Source organism: Clostridioides sp. LIBA-6822, assembly GCF_056688955.1.
In genome coordinates, this window is the sequence record NZ_CP196995.1 from 1,826,098 (window position 1) to 1,846,015 (window position 19,918).

Sequence of the window (19,918 nt, forward strand, 5' to 3'; positions counted from 1 at the left end):
CAGATTTTTATTAATTTATATTTAAGTGAGAATTTAATATATTAAAATGAAGGTGGAGTCATTGCCCAGACTGATATACATATATCATCGTCATAATTTTCATATACATGTGGAATGGTACTGTTAAAATAAAAACTATCTCCTTCTTCCAATACATATTCCTTATTTCCAAGTATTATCTTCATTTTTCCCTTTATTATATATCCACATTCCTCGCCTTCATGCGTTACAAATTCACTACTTTTTTTTGTATGACCATCTAGTGTAACAAGTAAAAATTCTATTTTCTTGCCAGATAAATTAGGAACAAGAAGTTCATAAAATTTTGTAGAATCATTAGTTACTATTTTTTTTCTATTGTTTTTCTTTACTATTATATTAGAGTCTTCTTTTTCAATCTCATCAAAGAAATAACCTATATTTATATCAAGAGCTTTTGATATTTTCCACATTGCTACAATTGACGGAACAACCATATTTCGCTCAATTTGACTTATTAAACCCGTACTTAAATCTGAGTTTTTTGCTAAAGTAGATATACTGATATTTTTAGATTTTCTAAGAGCTCTAATTTTGCTTCCGACATCTATATTCATTAGATACAAACCCCCTCAGACATGATTATAACATATAATTTCTAAAGAGTAGTAAAATAAAAAAAGTTTTATTATGCATGTATTTTTCCTGTTTTATTGAATTTTCTGAAAAGATGAATTATAATAGTATTAATATTCAATATATTGAATATTAATATAGATATTTTAATTTAATGAAATGGAGGTAGTTAAGATGAAGAGTTTTGTAAGTCCTGATAATATTTGGGTATTATGGGCAGTTATAACTGGATGGGCAGCATTTAGTATTTATTTGGAACAAAAGTACAATTGGGCATCGAAAATATCAGGAGCAATAATAGCTCTTGTAGGAGCTATGTTACTATCAAATCTAAATATCATACCAGTAGAGTCTGTTGTGTATGACCAAGTATGGGGATATGTTGTTCCTTTAGCTATAGCTTTACTGTTATATCAATGTAACATTAAAAAGATATGGAAAGAAAGTGGAAGATTACTCGTAATATTTCTTGTAGGCTCTGTCGGAACTGTGCTTGGGGCTATGGTTGGATTTTTACTATTAAAAAATGCAGTACCAGATTTAAATGTTGTTGCAGCTATGATGACAGGTTCCTATATAGGTGGAAATGTAAACTTCGCAGCCATGTCAGGAGCATTTAATGCACCTGGAGAATTGGTATCAGCAACAGTTGTAGCAGACAATCTTTTAATGGCATTATATTTCTTTGTTTTAATAGCTATCCCATCAATTGGATTTTTTAGAAAACATTTTAAACATCCACATGTAGATGAGATGGAAAGTACGGATGTAACTGAAGGAGAAACAATAGCAGCAAATTATTGGGGAAGAAAAGAAATATCTTTAAAAGATATAGCAATAGCTATTGGCAGTGCCTTTATAATCGTTGCAGTATCTGTAGAATTATCAACTTGGTTTAAAGCTATAATACCAACATCAAATCCTTTTTTAGCAATGTTAAATACTCTATTTGGTAATCAATATTTAATAATAACTACTTTGACTATGTTATTTGCTACATTTATGCCTAAATTCTTTAGTGATATAAAAGGAGCACAAGAGATAGGTACATTTTTAATCTATATATTCTTTGTGGTAGTAGGTGTTCCTGCTTCTATAACATTAATAATCCAAAAATCACCATTATTGCTTTTATATTGTGGAATAATGGTACTGATAAACATGTTAGTTACATTTATAGTTGCCAAAATATTTAAGTTTACTTTAGAAGAAGCTATTCTTGCATCTAATGCAAATATTGGTGGACCTACAACAGCAGCAGCTATGGCAATATCAAAAGGATGGTCTAAACTAGTAGGACCAATACTTATAGTTGGAACATTTGGATATATAGTTGGCAATTATTTTGGCCTTTTAGTAGGAAATATTTTAATATAATTCTATACGAACTAAAAAGTTTATTTTAAGAAAGACTTTTATTTAACTGGAGGTTGTTATGATTTTCGATGGACATTCAGATACTTGGGCAGATGTAACAATAAGAAGACTCAACGGGGAGAAAGATGTATTTAGAAGAATTCATCTTGATAATTTTAAAAAAGCAAATATAGAAGGAGCTATTTTTGTAATATGGATAGACCCTCCATATGATAAAGAACCTGAAAAAAGAGTTAAACAAATTATAAGCTCTATAAAAGATGAAATTGAAGATATGAAAGATATTGTAAATATAGTAAAAAGATATTCTGATATAAACAAAGGTATAAGTGAAAATAAAATAAATATTTTAATTGGAATTGAAGGATTAAGTCATATTGGAAAAAATATAGATTTGATAGATTATTTTTATAAGGATGTCGGTGCAAGACATGCATCATTAACTTGGAATGAGCAAAATGAACTTGCTACAGGTTGTTTAGGAGATAAAAACAGAGGTTTAACTCAGATAGGGAAAAAAGCAGTAAATAAGATGGAAGAATTGGGAATGATAGTAGATGTATCACATTTAAATGAGAAGTCATTTTGGGATTTGATGTCTATTGTAAGTAAACCAGTAATAGCCTCTCATTCTAATGCAAGAAACTTATGTGATGCTAAAAGAAATCTTACCGATAATCAATTAAAAGAAATTTCAAAGACAGGTGGATTAGTAGGAATAAATAGTTTTAGAGGGTTTACTAATAGTAATCCAAAGAAGCAAGATTTGATACACTTAGTTGACCATATAGATTACATGGTAAATCTCATAGGTATAGAGCATGTATCTTTTGGTTTTGATTTTAGTGATTACTTAGGAGTAGAGACTATAGGTTCTTTTACTGAAAATGCCAGTATCCCAAGTGTAGATGGTCTTGAAAGTACACATACAGCACATAACATAATAATAGAACTTGAAAATAGAGGTTATAAAAAAAGAGATATAGATTTAATTTCTAGTGGTAATTTTTATAGACTCTTTAGAAATATATTAAAATAATATAATAAATAACTTAAATTTACAAAATATTTATTATATTTAATGGGAATACTTACATATTTAAATTAGCATTTATAATTTATTTTATTAAATTAAATTTTAATGTTACTAGGAGTTTCAATTCTAGTAACATTTTTTATGTAAAAAACAAATATATATACATATTGACAATGATAATTATTATTGATAAACTATAAAAGTAAAAAATGATAATAATTATCATTTTAAATGAAGAATAGTTTTTGAGGAGGGAGAATGAAAAAAAGGTATTTAGTCATAGGAATAATAATTTTGTCTTATTTTTCTTTATTTATAGGAGCCGAAGATATAAATATAATGCATATATTTGCAAAAAATCAGCATAAACTTATGATATTTATCATGAGTAGAATACCAAGATTGATAAGTATATTGATTGCAGGTGTAGGGATGAGTATAGCGGGTCTTATAATGCAACAGATAAGTAAAAATAAATTTGTATCACCTACAACAGGAGCTACAATAGATGCAGCTCAATTTGGTATAGTAATCTGCATGCTTTTAATACCAACTGCATCTATTTTTACAAAGACCATAATAGCATTTATATTTTCTCTTATAGGTACTTTTATGTTTATGAGAATAATAAGAAAGTTGCAATTTAAAAATATAATATTCGTGCCATTAGTAGGTATAATGTTTGGAAATATAATAGGCTCTATGACTGATTTTATTGCATATAAATATGATTTGAGTCAAAATGTAAGTTCTTGGATGCAAGGCGATTTTTCTATGATACTTAAAGGCAATTATGAAGTATTATATATTACAATACCTCTTATAATATTAGCATATATTTATGCAAACAGATTTACTGTTGTTGGTATGGGTATGGATTTTGCAACAAATTTAGGTCTGAGCTATAAAAAAGTTGTTAATATAGGTTTGGTAATAGTGGCACTTGTCACAGTATGTGTAGTAGTTACAGCTGGTAATATACCTTTTATAGGTCTAATAGTTCCAAATATTGTGTCCTTATATATGGGAGATAATATAAGAGCGAACATATGGTATACTGGTTTATTTGGAGCTATATTTGTGCTTATATGTGATATTTTTGGAAGAATAGTTATTTATCCATATGAAATATCTATAGGACTTACAGTTGGAGTTATAGGAAGTATGCTATTCCTTTATTTAATACTAAGGAGGAATATAAATGAAGCTTAGTCTTAATCAAAAAATTTATTTTATTAGCACATTATTATTAATATCAATAGCACTTTTTATAATTTATGGTATAGACATGAATAATGTAGATTATGCACTATCACAGAGGATACCAAAGATACTTGCTATGATATTAGGTGGAGGATGTATAGCATTTACCACTGTAGTGTTTCAAACAATTACAAATAATCAAATATTGACACCAAGTGTACTGGGATTGGATTCATTGTATGTAATGATTCAAACTATAATAGTATTCATATTTGGCTCAACTAGTAGTTTAATTATTAATGAGAATTATAATTTTATTATTAATGTTACTATGATGATTGGAGCTTCAATGTTATTATATAAGACATTGTTTGAGAAAAATAAACATAATATTTTCTTTTTAGTCCTAGTAGGGATGATATTTGGAACATTATTTAAAAGTGCAACAACATTTATCCAAGTAATGATAGACCCAAATGAATTTCTAGCTTTACAAACTAGCATAATGGCAAGTTTAAATAATATAAATACTAATGTACTTTTAATAGCATTTATAATAATTATTGCCATAATACCTTTTATATATGACGAAATAAAGTATTTGGATGTATTATCTTTAGGTAGAGAGCAGGCAATTAATTTAGGTGTAGATTTTGATAAAGTAGTTAAAAAGATGATAATACTAATAGCAATTTTAGTTTCAATATCAACAGCACTTATTGGTCCAATGACATTTTTAGGACTTTTGCTTGCCAATATAACTAGAGAAATTTTTAAAACGTATAAGCATACATATTTAATTTTTGGTTCCATGTTGATAGGAATGATTACATTAATAATTGGTCAATTTTTTATACAGCATGTATTTAAATTTGATACTACTTTAAGTGTAGTAATAAATTTTATAGGAGGAATTTACTTTATTCAGTTATTGTTAAAGGGGGCAAATAGGTGATAGAGATAAGAAATATATTTAAAAAATATAAGAATAAAAATGTTGTAGAGGATGTCTCTTTTAATATAGAAAAGGGAAAAATAACATCTTTTATAGGGCCAAATGGAGCTGGGAAAAGTACTGTATTATCAATAGTAACAAGGCTTATAGGAGGTGATAGTGGAGAGGTAATAATAGAAGGAAAGAGCTTAACTAGTTACAGCAACAAAGAATTAGCCAAAAAAATAGCTATTCTTAAACAATCTAATAATATAACTTTAAGACTCACAATAAGGGAACTGGTTGGATTTGGAAGGTTTCCATACAGTGAAGGAAACCTAACTAAAGAGGATGAAAAGTATATTGATGAAGCGATAGAATATATGAAATTGACTGATATACAACATAAGTATCTAGATGAATTGAGTGGAGGACAAAGACAAAGAGCTTATATAGCAATGGTAATAGCTCAAGATACAGAGTACATATTGCTTGATGAACCACTTAATAATTTAGATATGAATCATTCAGTTCAAATGATGAAAGTGCTTAGAGGTCTTTGTGATGACCTAGATAAGACTATAGTGTTAGTAATGCACGATATAAACTTTGCATCATGTTATTCAGATAATATAGTTGCATTAAAAAATGGAAAAATTGAGAAAGTAGGTCGTACAGACGAGATAGTCAATGAAAAAGTTTTAGAAGATATTTACGAAATGAGCTTTAATATTAAACATATAAATGGAAATCGAATCTGTATTTATTTCTAAATTATGATATATAAAAATAAATAAACCTTATAATAAATTCAAATTAAAATAGAGATTAACAAGAAAGAGGGAGATATCATCATGAATAAAAAAGTAGCGATAGTAGCCGCAGTAGCCATAGTAGGATTAGTGACAGTATTTGCATTAGGTGGAGGTAAAAAAAATGAGCCTAAGACATTAGAAAATTCAAATGATACTATAAAGATAACTCATAGCTTGGGAGAAACAGATGTAAAGTTAAACCCTAAGAAAGTGGTAGTATTTGATTATTCAGCTCTAGATACAATGGATGCATTAGGTGTAGGGGAGAATTTAGTAGGGCTTCCAAAGTCAAGCTTACCAACATCTTTAGAAAAATATAAGGATGAAAAGTATGCAGATTTAGGAGGGTTGAAAGAGCCAGATTTAGAAGGTATAAAGTCAGCAAATCCAGATTTAATTATAATAAATGGAAGACAAGAAGATTTTTATGAGCAATTATCAAAAATAGCACCAACAATAAGTACAAGTAAAGATGATAAGAAGTATTTGGATTCTGTTAAAAATAATATAGATAAAATAGGAAAAATATTTGGAGTAGAAGAAAAAGCTAATCAAGAATTTAGTAAAATTGAAAAAAAGATAGAGGCTCTAAATAAAAAAGTAACAGAAAAAAACTTAAATGCTTTAACGCTAATGGTGAATGAAGGTAATTTAAGTGTATTTGGTGAAGAATCAAGATTTAGTGTATTATACAAGAGTTTTGGATTTGAAAATAAAGATAAAAATATAAAAGAATCAAGTCATGGTCAAAACATTACTTTTGAGTATATAGCAAAACAAAATCCACAAGTTATGTTTGTTATAGATAGAGGAATAGCTACAGGTAGTGATGTAAAAGCAGGCTCAACAGCAAAAGCTGTTTTAAACAATGATGTAATAAAATCTATGGATGCATATAAAAATGATAACATAATATATTTAGATTCGCCAACATGGTATGTAAATGATGGAGGTCTAACTTCTTTAAATAAAATGATAGATGATGCGTCACAAGCAGTTAATAAATAAGTCTATTATTTACGATGAACATGTTTTATTTATTGCTATTTAATCAGCCACTTAAAGTGGCTGATTTTTTATAGTTTAAATAATAATGTGAATTATAATAATATAAATATATTCAAAATATAATAAAATACAAAGTTATACTAGACAAAAAGAATAATTTTTAAATATAATTGAATTATATAGATATATAGGTTGTCGCAATTATATAATTTTAAGCAGAGTTTTATAACTAAAAGTAATATAAACTGTATCTAAAAAAAGAGTGATTTCTATAAAAACGTTTTTGTAAATAGATATAATACTAAAAATAAACTATGTAAAATAAGCATTTCTATATCTTAATTGTATAGAAATTTTTATTGGAATTTCATGCTTCTTATTTGAAAAAATGATTATACACAACTTTGTTGAGTTGATTATAAAGAATATCTAATACATGAAAAACTACATAGAGGATAGGGGTATTTTATGAAGAGAGTTTTGAGGGTAACTATCTTAGTCTTATTTATTTTATTAATTTCTATAAGCTCCATTTCGATTAAATTGATTCGTAATATTGCGGACTATGGAAAACTAATTAATTATGTTGGTATCGTCCGTGGAGCGAGTCAACGTTTAAGCAAATTAGAGATGGACAATCAACCAAATGATGAGTTAATCGACTATATAGATGGAATTTTACATGAATTAATTACAGGGGATGGAAAGTACGGTTTGGTAGTTACCGATTGCAAAACATATAACGATTATTTATTTTTACTAGAAAAAAAGTGGAAAGATTTAAATAGTGAAATAGAAAAAGTAAGAATGAATGAAGAAAACAATCATTTATTAGACACAAGTGAAGACTTTTTTTATCTTGCAAATAATACAGTGTTTGAAATAGAAAATTTTTCTAAAGAGAAAAGTGATTATCTAATGACTTTAATAATCATTATATCTATTATAGGTATGTTAGCATGGATTATATTGATTATACAATACAATAGAAAATTGATTAGTTTGGAAAAATTAAATGTAGATTTAAAAAACATTGCGTATAAAGATGAGCTCACAGGAGCAAATACTATAGAAAAGTTTAAGCTAGATGCAAATCAAAATATTTATAAGTATAAAGACAAGAAATTTGCTGTATTCTATATTGATTTTGAAAATTTTAAATACATTAATGACATATTTGGATATGATTATGGTGATATGATATTAAAACGATATGCTAATCTTATGATGAATGATATTGGAAAATATGAGATATTTGCAAGGGAAATTGCAGATAGATTTATTGCTTTAAGGTGCTATGTGGATAAGGCAGACTTAGTGATACGACAACGAGTTGTAGATGAGAAACTGATTAATATTACGAACGAAATTAAAAACAAATATAACATTACGATTGTCAGTGGAATTTGTTGTATTGAAGATGTAATTGAAAAACTAAACATAGATGATTTAATAAATAGAGCAAACTTTGCACAAAAAACTGTTAAAAATAAACCAGGTACTAATTATGCTTTTTACAATGAAAATATTCGTAAAAAAATGATTGAAGAAAATACAATCAAAAGTAGAATACATGAAGCCATTGAAAATAAAGAATTTATAGTTTATTTTCAACCCAAAGTTAATTTACATAATCAAAAGATAGATTGTGCAGAAGCTTTAGTACGTTGGTTGACTCCAGATAAAGGTATCATATCTCCTGCAATATTTATTCCAATACTGGAAAAGGATTTTTTTATTGGTTTGGTAGACAAGTATGTTTTTGAAGAAGTTTGTAGATGGATTAGAAAGAGATTAGATGAAAATAAACCATTTGTTCAAATATCAGTTAATGTTTCTAGAATACAGTTTTATAATGCCAAATTTGTGGAAACTTATTCAGAGATAAAAAAGAAATATAATATACCTCAAAACACTATAGAAATTGAATTTACTGAGAGTGTTGCTTTTGAGAATCAAGAACACTTTTTGGAAATTATACATGACTTACATAAAAATGGATTTACTTGCTCTTTAGATGATTTTGGAAAAGGGTATTCATCTTTGGGTGTCTTAAAAGATTTACCATTTGATGTTTTAAAACTTGATTCTATGTTTTTTAATGCTAGCTTAGACAAAGATAAAGAAAAAACAGTAATAAAAAATATTATACATATGCTAAAAGAATTGAATATTACAACAGTTGCAGAAGGTATTGAATGTAAGGAACAAGTTGAATTTCTAAAAGATGTTGGATGTGATTTAGTACAGGGATTTGTATTTTATAGACCAATGCCCATGTTAGAATTTGAAGAAATATTGGATAAAGAATTTATTCATAATAGTTAGAAAGTAAATAATTATAAAAAAAAGAGACTGTGAGTGAATTTACTCATAGTCTCTTGATAATATGTACTTATTTTCTTCCTGCAACCCATTTTAAGCCCCAATGAAACTCATTGTCCATTTCTTTATGGCCTTTAAAGTATTTAATGACTTTTTCAACACTGAATGTCTCATCATTTACATTTTCTATCAATGCTATTGAACACATGTTATAGCCATTTTTATGTTCATCAAGTTTAACAACTAAATCTGAATCTTGTTTTTGTTTGATTGTTACAATTCCATCAGCCTCAGACCAATTAGCTACACCTTCATAGATAAAAGCATAAATAAGTATTCTCTTTATTTCTTTTATTTTATTACCATTTATTCTTATATTTTCTCCTTGTGTATTGCTACCTGTTCTGTCATCTCCATCTAATTGAGCAAAAGGGGGATTCTCTAAACTACCAAAAGAATTACCTAATGCTTGTACAGCACCTTTTACACCATTTTTCATTTCAAACAGGCAACCTAAATCTAAATCTATATTACTGCTTTTTAGAGAGCCAAAAAAACCTTTTTTTTGTATTTTTTGATTCCAATTTAAATTAACTAAGATTTCACCTAAATCACTATTTTCTTTTTTTGTAAGGTTTATTTTTTGTCCCTTTTTTAATTCTATAGCCATAGTAATCTTCCTCCATAAACATAGATTTACTTAAATGGTAGCACTTAACAAGTCAATATTCAACAAGATTAGAATAATAATATTAAAATTATACTAAATATACTAGAAAACAGGAATTACAATTCCTTTGTATTTCTCTTCAATTATACTTCTTGCTTTATCTGATGTAAGAACATCTTGTAGAACTTTAATTTTTTCACTATCTTTATCTTCAGTTCTAAATGCCAAAAGATTTGCATACTCATCATTTATAGGAGCTGTATAAAGTCCATTTTTCTTAGCATCAAGACCAGCAGGTACTGCGTATGTAGTATCTATAAATGCAGCAGTTACGTCTGGAAGAGAAGATGGAATCTGAGCAATATCCAATTCTTTAAATTGTATGCCTTTTGGATTTTCGATTATATCTTTAGGACTAACTAGTCCATCATCTTTAGGTAAAGTTAAAAGCCCAATACTTTCAAGATATCTAAGGTCTTTAGAACAAGAAGATGGATTGTTGCTTATTGCAATTGTATCTCCTTTCTTAAATTCATCAATAGATTTTATCTTGTAAGAGTAAAGTATTGCTGGGCATACATATAGTTTTTTTCCAGCCATTATTTTATATCCTTTAGCTTTGACAGCCTCTTTTAGATAAGGTTCATGTTGGAATAGATTTGCATCAATTTCTCCATTATTTAAAGCTTCGTTTGGAAGTATGTAATCATCAAAATTCTTAATTTCTAAGGTATAACCTTTTTCTTCGATAAGTGGCTTTAATTCTTCTAATAATTCTCCACCTGGTACTAAAGTAGCACCAACAACAATTTTTTTGTCATCGTTAGCTTTAGAGCATCCAACTATAGATAAAGTGAAAACTAGACATAATAATAAACTTAATAATTTTTTGAATTTCATATAAATTCCCTCCTGAATATGATTGATTAGTTAAAAATAAAATACCCTCTTTTATCACACTGCAAAATAAAATAAGCCTGAGTTTAAACTCAGGCTTTAAAAGCTAATTTAGACTCATCTTTCAGTATAATACTGCAGGATTTAGCACCAATGTATATAAAAATATACTGGTTGCTGGGTTTCATAGGGCCAGTCCCTTCACCACTCTGGATAAGAAGTATCAATTTTTAATTATGTTATAAATATTATCATGATTTTTTATATATGTAAACACAATTTTATAAATATTTTAAAATCTTTAGTATTTCTATTTAACACCTAAGATTCCAGAAACTAAAATATCAGTATCAGCACCTAAGAAATAATCATTTATTTCAATTGAATTTAAAACATTTCTTAAAGCATTTTCTTCATGCTTTGTGCCAACAAGTTTGTCTTCCACAAATGAAACATCACGTTTTCCAAAAAAATCTCCAAAAAATTTTATAGTTGTTATTATGCCTTTATCAACATTTAGATTAAACTCAACATTTCCACCAGAATATTTTAACTCATTTGAAAGAGTATATTTTGGTGAATTACCAAAGTTCCAATCCCAAGTTTCATATTTTAATTTAGTAAGTTTTTCTATTTGTTCTATGTCATACTTACTTAAACAATAATTAGTATTATCAATATTAGTTTTAGATAAATAATCCATAATTGCATCTTTAAATTCCAGTATATCCATTTTAGATTTTAGATGTTCACTTATATTAGTTACACGAGATTTTACAGATTTTATTCCCTTTCCTTCAAATTTTATAGGCTTTACTTTTAAAGCTTTTGAAAGGTCGTTTATCTCAGATGAAAATAACAACGTACCATGGTGCATTACCTTGTTTTTGTAGTTGTACTGGGCATTTCCAGAAAATTTCTTACCATCTATAAGAAGGTCATTTCTTCCAGAAAATTCAGCGTTGACATCTAATGTTTTAAGCAAGTCTATTATTGGTTGAGTGAATCTTCTGAAATCACTAAAGCTATTATTATTGCAAGCTATGAATGTAAAATTTATATTTCCTAAATCGTGAAATACAGCTCCACCACCAGATTGTCTCCTAACGACAGGTATAGAATTTTCTTTTATATATTCTAAATTTATTTCAGAAAGTGTATTTTGATTTTTTCCAACAATTATAGAAGGTTCATTCCTCCATAAAATAAATAAGTCTTCGTCAAGATTTTTAAGAAGATACTCTTCCATTGCTAAATTGAAGTAAGGGTTTGTCTTTTCATTGTAAATTAATAACATTAAAGTAATTCCTCCATATAAATGATAAAATTTTTTTGTTGGTCTTAGTACAATTAATTTTATAATTCGACAATAACTTGAAAAGTCCTTTAAATTAGAAGTTTTAAACAAGAAGATAATCGTGTATTAATAGAAGTGCCCATTAAACAAAATCATAATAAAATGGAATTTAATGTAAAAAATAAAAAGGATTTTTAAAAACTACCTTGCAAAGTTTAAATAAATAATATATACTCAAAATATACTTAATAAAAGTGAATAGAAGGGTAGAGGCGCAATAATCTATCAGTACTAATAATGAGTTAAGCACAGAGATTTATTAGGAAAGGAGATATTGCCGAAGTTTTATAATCGATGCTTTAAGATTATATTGCTGGGGGTACATAGAAAATATGTACAACTGTCACAGGTTTATTTGTGGTGAGCTATCATTTAAGGAATTATATTATACTTATTTTAATATTGTTGATGTATTGTAATTTTTAAGCCTTGAGTGTTTAGCACTTAAGGCTTTTTTAGTTTTATCAAATACCCTGTACAATTCACAAAACTAAAAAGAGAGGGAGATTTATATGAGAAATAAAAAAATTAATATTATTTTTCTGACGACAATTATGTTCATAATGTCAACAGTAATGGTTTTTGCGGAGGAAGATATAGACACTATTGCACTAGCTAATGCAGAAAAATTTGGAATTTTAACTTTAATACCACCATTAGTTGCTATAATACTTGCATTTATAACTAAAAACGTAATAATTTCCTTACTTATAGGAATTCTTTCTGGTAGTTTTATAATTAAAGCTAGTGGTATAAATGTGTTTGCCACACTTATACAATCATTTTTAGATTTAGTGGACAGAGCTTTGGTATCGCTATCAGACCCATGGAATGCAGGAATAATACTACAAGTTCTAGCAATTGGAGGAGTAATAAATCTTGTTGCTAAAATGGGAGGAGCTAAGGCTATAGCTGAAGCACTTGCCAAAAGAGCGAAATCAGCAAAAGGTACACAACTTATAACATGGTTTTTGGGTCTTTTAGTATTCTTTGATGATTATGCTAATTCATTAATAGTAGGTCCTATGATGAGACCTGTTGCAGATAAAATGAAAATATCAAGAGAAAAATTAGCCTTTATAATAGATGCTACAGCAGCACCAGTTGCTGGATTAGCCATAATATCTACATGGATAGGTCTTGAAGTTGGTTTAATACATGATGCTTTTGAAAGTATAAGTGTGGATGTTGATGCATTTGGTATATTTTTAAATACAATACCATTTAGATTTTATAATATATTAATATTAGCGTTTATTGTAATATCAGCATTATTATTAAAAGAATTTGGGCCAATGAGAAAGGCTGAGATAAAATCTAGAAGTAGAAAAGTTGGTACAGACCTTGATGAAGGCGTAGAAGAATTAGATGATTTAGCTCCAAAAAATGGAGTGAAATTGAGTGTGTGGAATGCTATAATTCCAATTGGAACATTAATAATAGTTGCTTTAGCATCATTCTATTATAGTGGATATACATCTATAATGGAAGGTGAAGATAAAGCTCTAATACAACTATTTACAAATTCACCATATTCTTTTGGGGCAATAAAAGAAGCATTTAGTGCATCTGATGCATCTAGAGCATTATTCCAATCTGCACTTGTTGCAAGTTTAGTTGCTATTATAATGGCTGTAGTAAAAAAGATTTTTACAGTATCAGAAGCAATTGATGTCTGGATAGATGGAATGAAAAGTTTAGTAATTACTGGTGTAATATTAATACTTGCATGGTCATTGAGTTCAGTAATAAAAGAATTAGGTACAGCTAAATTTTTAATACACTTATTATCAGGCTCACTACCTCCATTCTTATTGCCAAGCTTAATATTTGGTTTAGGAGCAATAATATCTTTTGCTACTGGAACAGCTTATGGAACTATGGGTATACTTATGCCACTTGCAATACCACTAGCATACTCATTAAACCCTGATATGTCCTATGTAATAGTAAGTACAAGTGCAGTTTTAACAGGTGCAATATTTGGAGACCATTGTTCTCCAATTTCAGATACAACAATACTTTCTTCAATGGGAGCTGGTTGTAATCACATAGACCACGTTAATACTCAAATGCCATACGCTATATTTACAGCAATAATCACTATTGTATTTGGATATATACCAGCTGGATTTGGATTACCAATATATATAGTATTACCAGTGGCTATAGCTGCGATATTTGTGGGTATTCAAATAATTGGTAAGAAAGTTGATGAAGCAGAGATAGAACTTGCAGAATAAGGATATAAATAAATTTCACCTTTTATTATCATTGTTTTGTTAGTTTTTAGATAATTTTAAAAAGTTATTGAAAATAATAGCGAAATATAGTAAAATAAAAGAGTGATAAGCGGATGTGGCGGAATTGGCAGACGCACTAGACTTAGGATCTAGCGCCATTGGCGTGGGGGTTCGACTCCCTTCATCCGCACTCTACAGTGCTTAGTTGTGCTGAAAAAAAAACTGGGGTTGCTGGCTTTCGGAGTGGGCTATCCCGTTTTTATTTTTTGAGAAATAAACCAAAATACAATATGAATATATTTCTAAAGATATTTTCTAATAAATATACAAAAGCACATTAAGTGCTTTTTTTGTTGTCTGAAAATGTGTTTACATATAAATTTTAAGACATTTGTTAAGAATATAAAATCTATAATAACGTATTTCTAATAAACAATTTAAAGTCACAATATAATCTGTTTTTTATAAACTTATAAAAAATATATCTGTTTAATAAGTTTAATTTTATTTAAAAATGCTCTATTTCAAAATCTTATTTTTCACAAAGATAAAATTGCAAACGATTCTATTGTGTGTATGAATATATCTTTAACATAATATAGTAAATTACAATATAACTTTACTTTTAGTGTTTTGTATGACATATTAATAATAAATTAAATAAATATATTATTTTACATTAATATATAACATATATGTATAAAAGTTAATAATATAAAAGTAATATAATTGATAATAAAAACTTAACAAAAAAATTAATACATAAAAAAAAATAAATATAATGTGTTGACATTTAATTGAAATATTCATACAATAAAAATGAAAATAAATATTTCCAAATGAGATTAGCGAGAGAGACCTTTATATAAAAAGGCGCCGAAGAAGAAATTTAAGAAATGCCAATTCTTAGAGAAACTTTCAGGCAAAGATATCGCTAGTTGATGGGACTCTGGAGAGACTTAAGTTAATATACTATAAGTCACCGAAGAAGCAAAATAATATTAAATTATTAAATCTTTCAGGTATACAAACAGGGATATATAGGCTAGGATTATTTTCTATGCTAATATATCTTTTTTTTATGAAAAAGTATAGGACATAATATCGAAATTGCTTAAATATAGTGGGTCTAATTTTATAGGGAGGGTTATATATGAATGAATTGAAAAGAGTGCCTTTGTATAATATACACAAAGAGCTTGGAGCAAAACTTGTTGAGTTTGCTGGCTGGGAAATGCCTTTAGAATATGAAGGAATAAATAAAGAGCATGAAATGGTTAGAAAAAGTGCAGGTATCTTTGATGTATCTCATATGGGAGAGGTACAAATAAAAGGTGTAGATTCAGAAAAATTTATACAAAATTTAGTTACAAATGATATAAGCACATTAAAGGTAAATGACATTATATATACACCTATGTGTTATGAAAACGGAGGAGTAGTTGATGATTTATTAATATATAAATTTGGTGAAGAAGATTATTTATTAGTAATAAATGCAGGGAATATAGATAAAGATGTGGCATGGATAATAAAACAAAGTAAAGGTTACAATGTAGATATAAAAAATGTTTCTAATGAAGTTAGTCAACTAGCAGTTCAAGGGCCTAAAGCAGAAGAAATTCTTCAAAAAATCACAGACATAGATTTAAAATCAATAAAATTTTATAAGTCAATTCCATCAACAAAAATATGTGGTTTAACTTGTTTAGTTTCAAGAACAGGATATACTGGAGAAGATGGATTTGAGATATATTGTAAAAATGAACATACAGAAATAATTTGGAATGAAGTTTTAAAAGCTGGAGGAGAAGATATATGTCCTGCTGGTTTAGGTTGTAGAGATACTTTGAGATTTGAAGCAGCTCTACCTCTATATGGTCATGAAATAGGCGAACATATATCTCCAATTGAAGGAGGCCTATCCATTTTTGTAAAAACAAACAAGGAAGATTTTATTGGAAAAACAATCTTATCAGAAGAAAAAGAAAATGGAGCTAAAAGAAAATTAGTTGGATTTGAAATGCAAGGCAAAGGGATGCCTAGAAATGGATACGATATAAAGATTGGTGACAAAATAGTAGGCTTTGTAACAACAGGATGTGCTTCTCCAACAACAGGAAAGATTTTAGGTATGGGAATTATAGATTCTGAGTATGCAAAAGTAGGAAATGAAATAGGTATAGCAATCAGAAAAAAAGTTGTTCCTGCCATGATAGTTAAGAAACCTTTTTATAAAAAGCAATATAAAAAAGATAATACTGTATTAAATGAAGAAAATAAATTTTCATATATACCTGCCACAAGTGAAGATAAATCAAAAATGTTAAAGGTAGTAGGATTAAATTCAGTTGATGAATTATTTTCAGATATACCAGATGAAATAAAGTTAAAAAGAGATTTAAACTTGGAAAGTGGGAAATCTGAATTAGAAGTAAGTAAAATAGTAAAAAGACTGTCAGAAGAAAATTTAAGTTTAGAAGACTTAACTTGTTTTCTTGGAGCTGGTGCATATGACCATTATATACCATCAATTATAAAACATATAACTTCAAGGTCTGAATTTTATACAGCATATACTCCATATCAAGCTGAAATAAGTCAAGGGACTTTACAAGTAGTGTTTGAGTTCCAATCTATGATTGCAGAAATTACTGGAATGGAAATTGCAAATGCATCAATGTATGATGGAGCAACTGCTGCAATAGAAGCATGCATAATGGCTATGAATCAGACTAGAAAAAGTAAAATAGTAGTATCAAAAACTACACATCCTGAAACTTTATCAGTACTTAAAACTTATCTACAATACAAAGATTGTGAAATAGTAGAAATTGATTTTTGTAATGAATATGGAACTACAGATATAGAAAAATTAAGGGCTTCAGTGGATAAAGATACAGCATGTGTTCTTATACAGACTCCTAACTTCTTTGGTATTATTGAAGAAATGGAGGAAATAGAAAAGATAACTCATGAAAATAAAGCTATGTTAGTTATGAGTGTTGACCCAATATCATTAGGTGTTTTAAAGACGCCAGGTGAGATAGGAGCAGATATTGTTATTGGAGAAGCTCAATCACTAGGAAATCCTCTTAACTTTGGAGGACCTTATGTAGGATTTTTGGCTAGTAAATCTAAGTATACGAGAAAAATGCCAGGAAGGATAGTTGGGCAAAGCTTGGATACAGAAGGAAAAACTGCATATGTGTTAACTTTACAAACTAGAGAACAGCATGTGAGAAGAGAAAAAGCAACTTCTAATATATGTTCAAATCAAGCTTTAAATGCTCTTGTAGCTTCAATATACATGGCTACTATGGGGAAAGAAGGATTTAAAGAGGTTGGTATGCAATCTATGAAAAAAGCACATTATGCTTATAATAAGCTTATACAAACAGGAAAATATAAGCCAATATTTAAAGGTAAATTTTTCAAAGAATTTACTGTACAAGGAAATCTTAATATAGAGACTATAAATAATAAACTTTTAGAAGAAAATATATTAGGTGGTTATAACTTAGAGCACAATTACCCAGAATTAAAAAATTCAACTTTACTTTGTGTAACTGAGAAAAGAAGCAAAGAAGAAATAGATAAGTTAGTTGGAATAATGGAGGGATTATAATGAAAGAATATAATAGTTTGTTGATAGATATATCTAAAAAAGGTAGAAAAGCATATTCGCTTCCAAAGTTAGATATAGATGATATAAAAGTAGAAGATATGATTGACCAAAGTATGGTTAGACAAAGTGAATTGAATTTGCCAGAAGTTGGCGAATTAGAATTAGTTAGACATTATACCCTATTATCAAATAAAAATTTTGGAGTTGATACAGGTTTTTATCCTTTAGGTTCTTGTACTATGAAATATAATCCTAAAATAAATGAAGATATGGCAGCACTTCCAAACTTTACTGGAATGCATCCATACCAATCTTCATACACAGCACAAGGTTCTCTCTCTTTAATGTATGACTTATCAAATCGACTTGCAGAAATTACAGGTATGGATGAAGTTACACTACAACCTTCCGCAGGTTCACATGGTGAATTTACAGGTCTTATGATTATAAAAGCATATCATGAAAATAGAGGAGACCATAAGAGAACTAAAGTAATAATTCCTGATTCTGCACATGGAACAAACCCAGCAAGTGCAGCTATGGCAAACTTTGATGTGATTCAGATAACATCTGATAAAAATGGAGCTATAGACATAGATGCGTTAAAAGAAGCTTTAAGTGATGAAGTAGCAGCTCTTATGCTTACTAATCCAAGTACTCTTGGATTGTTTGAAAAAAATATAAAAGAAATAGCAAGTCTTGTACATGAAGCAGGAGGACTCTTGTACTATGATGGTGCAAATATGAATGCCATTATGGGAATAACAAGACCTGGAGATATGGGATTTGATGTAGTTCATCTTAATCTTCATAAGACCTTTTCTACTCCTCATGGAGGAGGAGGTCCAGGAGCTGGTCCTGTTGGAGTTAAAAAAGAATTGGTACCTTTTTTACCAATACCAGTGATTGAAAAACAAGAAGATAAATATGTATTAGATTATGATAGAGAAAAATCTATTGGAAAAATTAAAAACTTCTATGGCAATTTTGGAGTGCTTGTAAGAGCTTACACATATATATTAACTATGGGAAGAGATGGGCTTAAAGAGGCTAGTGAAATGGCAGTTTTAAATGCAAATTATATCAAAGAGAGTATAAAAGATGACTATATATTACCAATAGATACCTTATGTAAACATGAGTTTGTATTAGGTGGGTTACCAAGAGGAGAGTCAAATATAAAAACTATAGATATAGCAAAGAGATTACTGGATTATGGATATCATCCTCCAACAATGTATTTTCCTCTTATCATAAATGAGGCACTTATGATAGAGCCTACAGAAAGTGAGAGCATAGAGACATTAGATAGTTTTATAGAAGCTATGAAAAATGTTGCTAAGGAGGCAAAAGAAGAACCAGAACTATTGAAAACTGCTCCACATAATACCCTAGTTAAGAGAGTGGATGATGCAAGGGCAGTAAAGAAACCTATACTTACATGGTCGCAAAGATAAATAATTAAAAATAGAGATTATAAATATAAAGGAATTTGTATTTATAACAAAAAGCTATCTAATTTAATATAGTTTAGATAGCTTTTTTTGTATATATAATATTTACTACTGAAGTTTTAAATTATATTAGTGCTTATATAAGAATATTAACATGATGATTATTATACCAATATTCATAAAAATTATAGAAATTTATTTTGATACAACTTTTTACTCTTTTGGTTTAAGAGAAGCTTAACTAAAATATATCGAAATTTATAAAAATTTAGGAAATCTTAAGAATTATATTATTAAAATCTTTAGATTTATATTTTATTATATAAACTATAGAATAATAAAATATAAAAATTGAG

Annotated in this window: 14 protein-coding genes, 1 tRNA gene and 4 riboswitches; of the genes, 11 read left to right on the forward strand and 4 right to left on the reverse strand. The window is 28.2% G+C overall.

Annotation, left to right across the window (positions count from 1 at the left end):
- Window positions 1-41 precede the first annotated feature (41 nt).
- On the reverse strand, window positions 42-596 hold the full coding sequence (locus ACTG48_RS08740; RefSeq protein ID WP_021384394.1) for a cupin domain-containing protein: 555 nt from the start codon (window positions 594-596) through the stop codon (window positions 42-44).
- Between the two features lie 193 nt (window positions 597-789).
- Here ACTG48_RS08740 and ACTG48_RS08745 point away from each other — a divergent pair, with 193 nt between their 5' ends.
- The 7 genes from ACTG48_RS08745 (at window position 790) to ACTG48_RS08775 (ending at window position 9,316) form a co-directional block, all read left to right on the forward strand.
- Window positions 790-1,992 carry a DUF819 family protein gene (locus ACTG48_RS08745; protein ID WP_479918621.1) on the forward strand — a complete coding sequence of 401 codons (1,203 nt, stop codon included), beginning with the start codon at window positions 790-792 and terminating at the stop codon, window positions 1,990-1,992.
- A 58-nt stretch (window positions 1,993-2,050) separates the two neighbouring features.
- The gene (locus tag ACTG48_RS08750; RefSeq protein ID WP_479918622.1) at window positions 2,051-3,031 is read left to right on the forward strand and encodes a dipeptidase; all 981 of its coding nucleotides are present in this window, start codon (window positions 2,051-2,053) and stop codon (window positions 3,029-3,031) included.
- Between the two features lie 255 nt (window positions 3,032-3,286).
- A complete protein-coding gene (locus ACTG48_RS08755; protein ID WP_021384424.1) occupies window positions 3,287-4,240 on the forward strand; it encodes an ABC transporter permease in 954 nt (317 codons plus the stop codon).
- On the forward strand, window positions 4,230-5,186 hold the full coding sequence (locus tag ACTG48_RS08760; RefSeq protein WP_021384417.1) for an iron chelate uptake ABC transporter family permease subunit: 957 nt from the start codon (window positions 4,230-4,232) through the stop codon (window positions 5,184-5,186). The genes ACTG48_RS08755 and ACTG48_RS08760 overlap by 11 nt, the downstream gene beginning before the upstream one ends.
- Complete coding sequence (locus ACTG48_RS08765) at window positions 5,183-5,938, forward strand: iron ABC transporter ATP-binding protein (protein ID WP_021384418.1); 756 nt, start codon at window positions 5,183-5,185, stop codon at window positions 5,936-5,938. The genes ACTG48_RS08760 and ACTG48_RS08765 overlap by 4 nt, the downstream gene beginning before the upstream one ends.
- Window positions 5,939-6,019: 81 nt before the next feature.
- Window positions 6,020-6,988 carry a siderophore ABC transporter substrate-binding protein gene (locus tag ACTG48_RS08770; protein WP_479918623.1) on the forward strand — a complete coding sequence of 323 codons (969 nt, stop codon included), beginning with the start codon at window positions 6,020-6,022 and terminating at the stop codon, window positions 6,986-6,988.
- 468 nt (window positions 6,989-7,456) lie between these two features.
- The gene (locus ACTG48_RS08775; RefSeq protein ID WP_479918624.1) at window positions 7,457-9,316 is read left to right on the forward strand and encodes a putative bifunctional diguanylate cyclase/phosphodiesterase; all 1,860 of its coding nucleotides are present in this window, start codon (window positions 7,457-7,459) and stop codon (window positions 9,314-9,316) included.
- Window positions 9,317-9,383: 67 nt separating this feature from the next.
- Here ACTG48_RS08775 and ACTG48_RS08780 read toward each other — a convergent pair whose 3' ends face one another.
- The 3 genes from ACTG48_RS08780 to lplA form a co-directional block, all read right to left on the reverse strand.
- A complete protein-coding gene (locus ACTG48_RS08780; RefSeq protein ID WP_479918625.1) occupies window positions 9,384-9,983 on the reverse strand; it encodes a TerD family protein in 600 nt (199 codons plus the stop codon).
- 102 nt (window positions 9,984-10,085) lie between these two features.
- Window positions 10,086-10,883 carry a MetQ/NlpA family ABC transporter substrate-binding protein gene (locus ACTG48_RS08785; protein ID WP_021384416.1) on the reverse strand — a complete coding sequence of 266 codons (798 nt, stop codon included), beginning with the start codon at window positions 10,881-10,883 and terminating at the stop codon, window positions 10,086-10,088.
- 111 nt (window positions 10,884-10,994) lie between these two features.
- A riboswitch (SAM riboswitch) is annotated at window positions 10,995-11,100 on the reverse strand.
- A gap of 90 nt (window positions 11,101-11,190) precedes the next feature.
- Window positions 11,191-12,177 (reverse strand): lipoate--protein ligase, encoded by a 987-nt coding sequence (gene lplA, locus ACTG48_RS08790; protein WP_021384423.1) that lies wholly within the window; start codon window positions 12,175-12,177, stop codon window positions 11,191-11,193.
- A 259-nt stretch (window positions 12,178-12,436) separates the two neighbouring features.
- Window positions 12,437-12,613, forward strand: a riboswitch (Lysine riboswitch).
- Between the two features lie 136 nt (window positions 12,614-12,749).
- On the opposite strand from lplA, the gene ACTG48_RS08795 reads away from it, so the two are divergent.
- The 4 genes from ACTG48_RS08795 (at window position 12,750) to gcvPB (ending at window position 19,565) form a co-directional block, all read left to right on the forward strand.
- Window positions 12,750-14,480: a Na+/H+ antiporter NhaC family protein gene (locus tag ACTG48_RS08795; RefSeq protein ID WP_479918626.1), complete on the forward strand. Its 1,731-nt coding sequence runs from the start codon at window positions 12,750-12,752 to the stop codon at window positions 14,478-14,480.
- Window positions 14,481-14,589: 109 nt separating this feature from the next.
- Window positions 14,590-14,670, forward strand: a tRNA-Leu gene (locus ACTG48_RS08800).
- A 649-nt stretch (window positions 14,671-15,319) separates the two neighbouring features.
- A riboswitch (glycine riboswitch) is annotated at window positions 15,320-15,424 on the forward strand.
- A 3-nt stretch (window positions 15,425-15,427) separates the two neighbouring features.
- A riboswitch (glycine riboswitch) is annotated at window positions 15,428-15,516 on the forward strand.
- 117 nt (window positions 15,517-15,633) lie between these two features.
- Window positions 15,634-18,108, forward strand: a complete 2,475-nt coding sequence (gene gcvPA / locus ACTG48_RS08805) for an aminomethyl-transferring glycine dehydrogenase subunit GcvPA (protein WP_479918627.1) — start codon at window positions 15,634-15,636, stop codon at window positions 18,106-18,108.
- Window positions 18,108-19,565: an aminomethyl-transferring glycine dehydrogenase subunit GcvPB gene (gene gcvPB, locus ACTG48_RS08810; RefSeq protein WP_479918628.1), complete on the forward strand. Its 1,458-nt coding sequence runs from the start codon at window positions 18,108-18,110 to the stop codon at window positions 19,563-19,565. Before gcvPA ends, gcvPB begins: the two co-directional genes overlap by 1 nt.
- The last annotated feature ends 353 nt before the right edge of the window (window positions 19,566-19,918 follow it).

What these genes read in the sequence shown, in the direction of transcription:
- ACTG48_RS08750 (WP_479918622.1), top strand. Translation starts at nt 2,051, where the DNA reads ATGATTTTCGATGGACATTCAGATACTTGGGCAGATGTAACAATAAGA.
- gcvPA (WP_479918627.1), top strand. Translation starts at nt 15,634, where the DNA reads ATGAATGAATTGAAAAGAGTGCCTTTGTATAATATACACAAAGAGCTT.
- ACTG48_RS08780 (WP_479918625.1), bottom strand. Translation starts at nt 9,983, where the DNA reads ATGGCTATAGAATTAAAAAAGGGACAAAAAATAAACCTTACAAAAAAA.
- ACTG48_RS08745 (WP_479918621.1), top strand. Translation starts at nt 790, where the DNA reads ATGAAGAGTTTTGTAAGTCCTGATAATATTTGGGTATTATGGGCAGTT.
- lplA (WP_021384423.1), bottom strand. Translation starts at nt 12,177, where the DNA reads ATGTTATTAATTTACAATGAAAAGACAAACCCTTACTTCAATTTAGCA.
- ACTG48_RS08770 (WP_479918623.1), top strand. Translation starts at nt 6,020, where the DNA reads ATGAATAAAAAAGTAGCGATAGTAGCCGCAGTAGCCATAGTAGGATTA.
- gcvPB (WP_479918628.1), top strand. Translation starts at nt 18,108, where the DNA reads ATGAAAGAATATAATAGTTTGTTGATAGATATATCTAAAAAAGGTAGA.
- ACTG48_RS08785 (WP_021384416.1), bottom strand. Translation starts at nt 10,883, where the DNA reads ATGAAATTCAAAAAATTATTAAGTTTATTATTATGTCTAGTTTTCACT.
- ACTG48_RS08775 (WP_479918624.1), top strand. Translation starts at nt 7,457, where the DNA reads ATGAAGAGAGTTTTGAGGGTAACTATCTTAGTCTTATTTATTTTATTA.
- ACTG48_RS08760 (WP_021384417.1), top strand. Translation starts at nt 4,230, where the DNA reads ATGAAGCTTAGTCTTAATCAAAAAATTTATTTTATTAGCACATTATTA.
- ACTG48_RS08740 (WP_021384394.1), bottom strand. Translation starts at nt 596, where the DNA reads ATGAATATAGATGTCGGAAGCAAAATTAGAGCTCTTAGAAAATCTAAA.
- ACTG48_RS08795 (WP_479918626.1), top strand. Translation starts at nt 12,750, where the DNA reads ATGAGAAATAAAAAAATTAATATTATTTTTCTGACGACAATTATGTTC.
- ACTG48_RS08755 (WP_021384424.1), top strand. Translation starts at nt 3,287, where the DNA reads ATGAAAAAAAGGTATTTAGTCATAGGAATAATAATTTTGTCTTATTTT.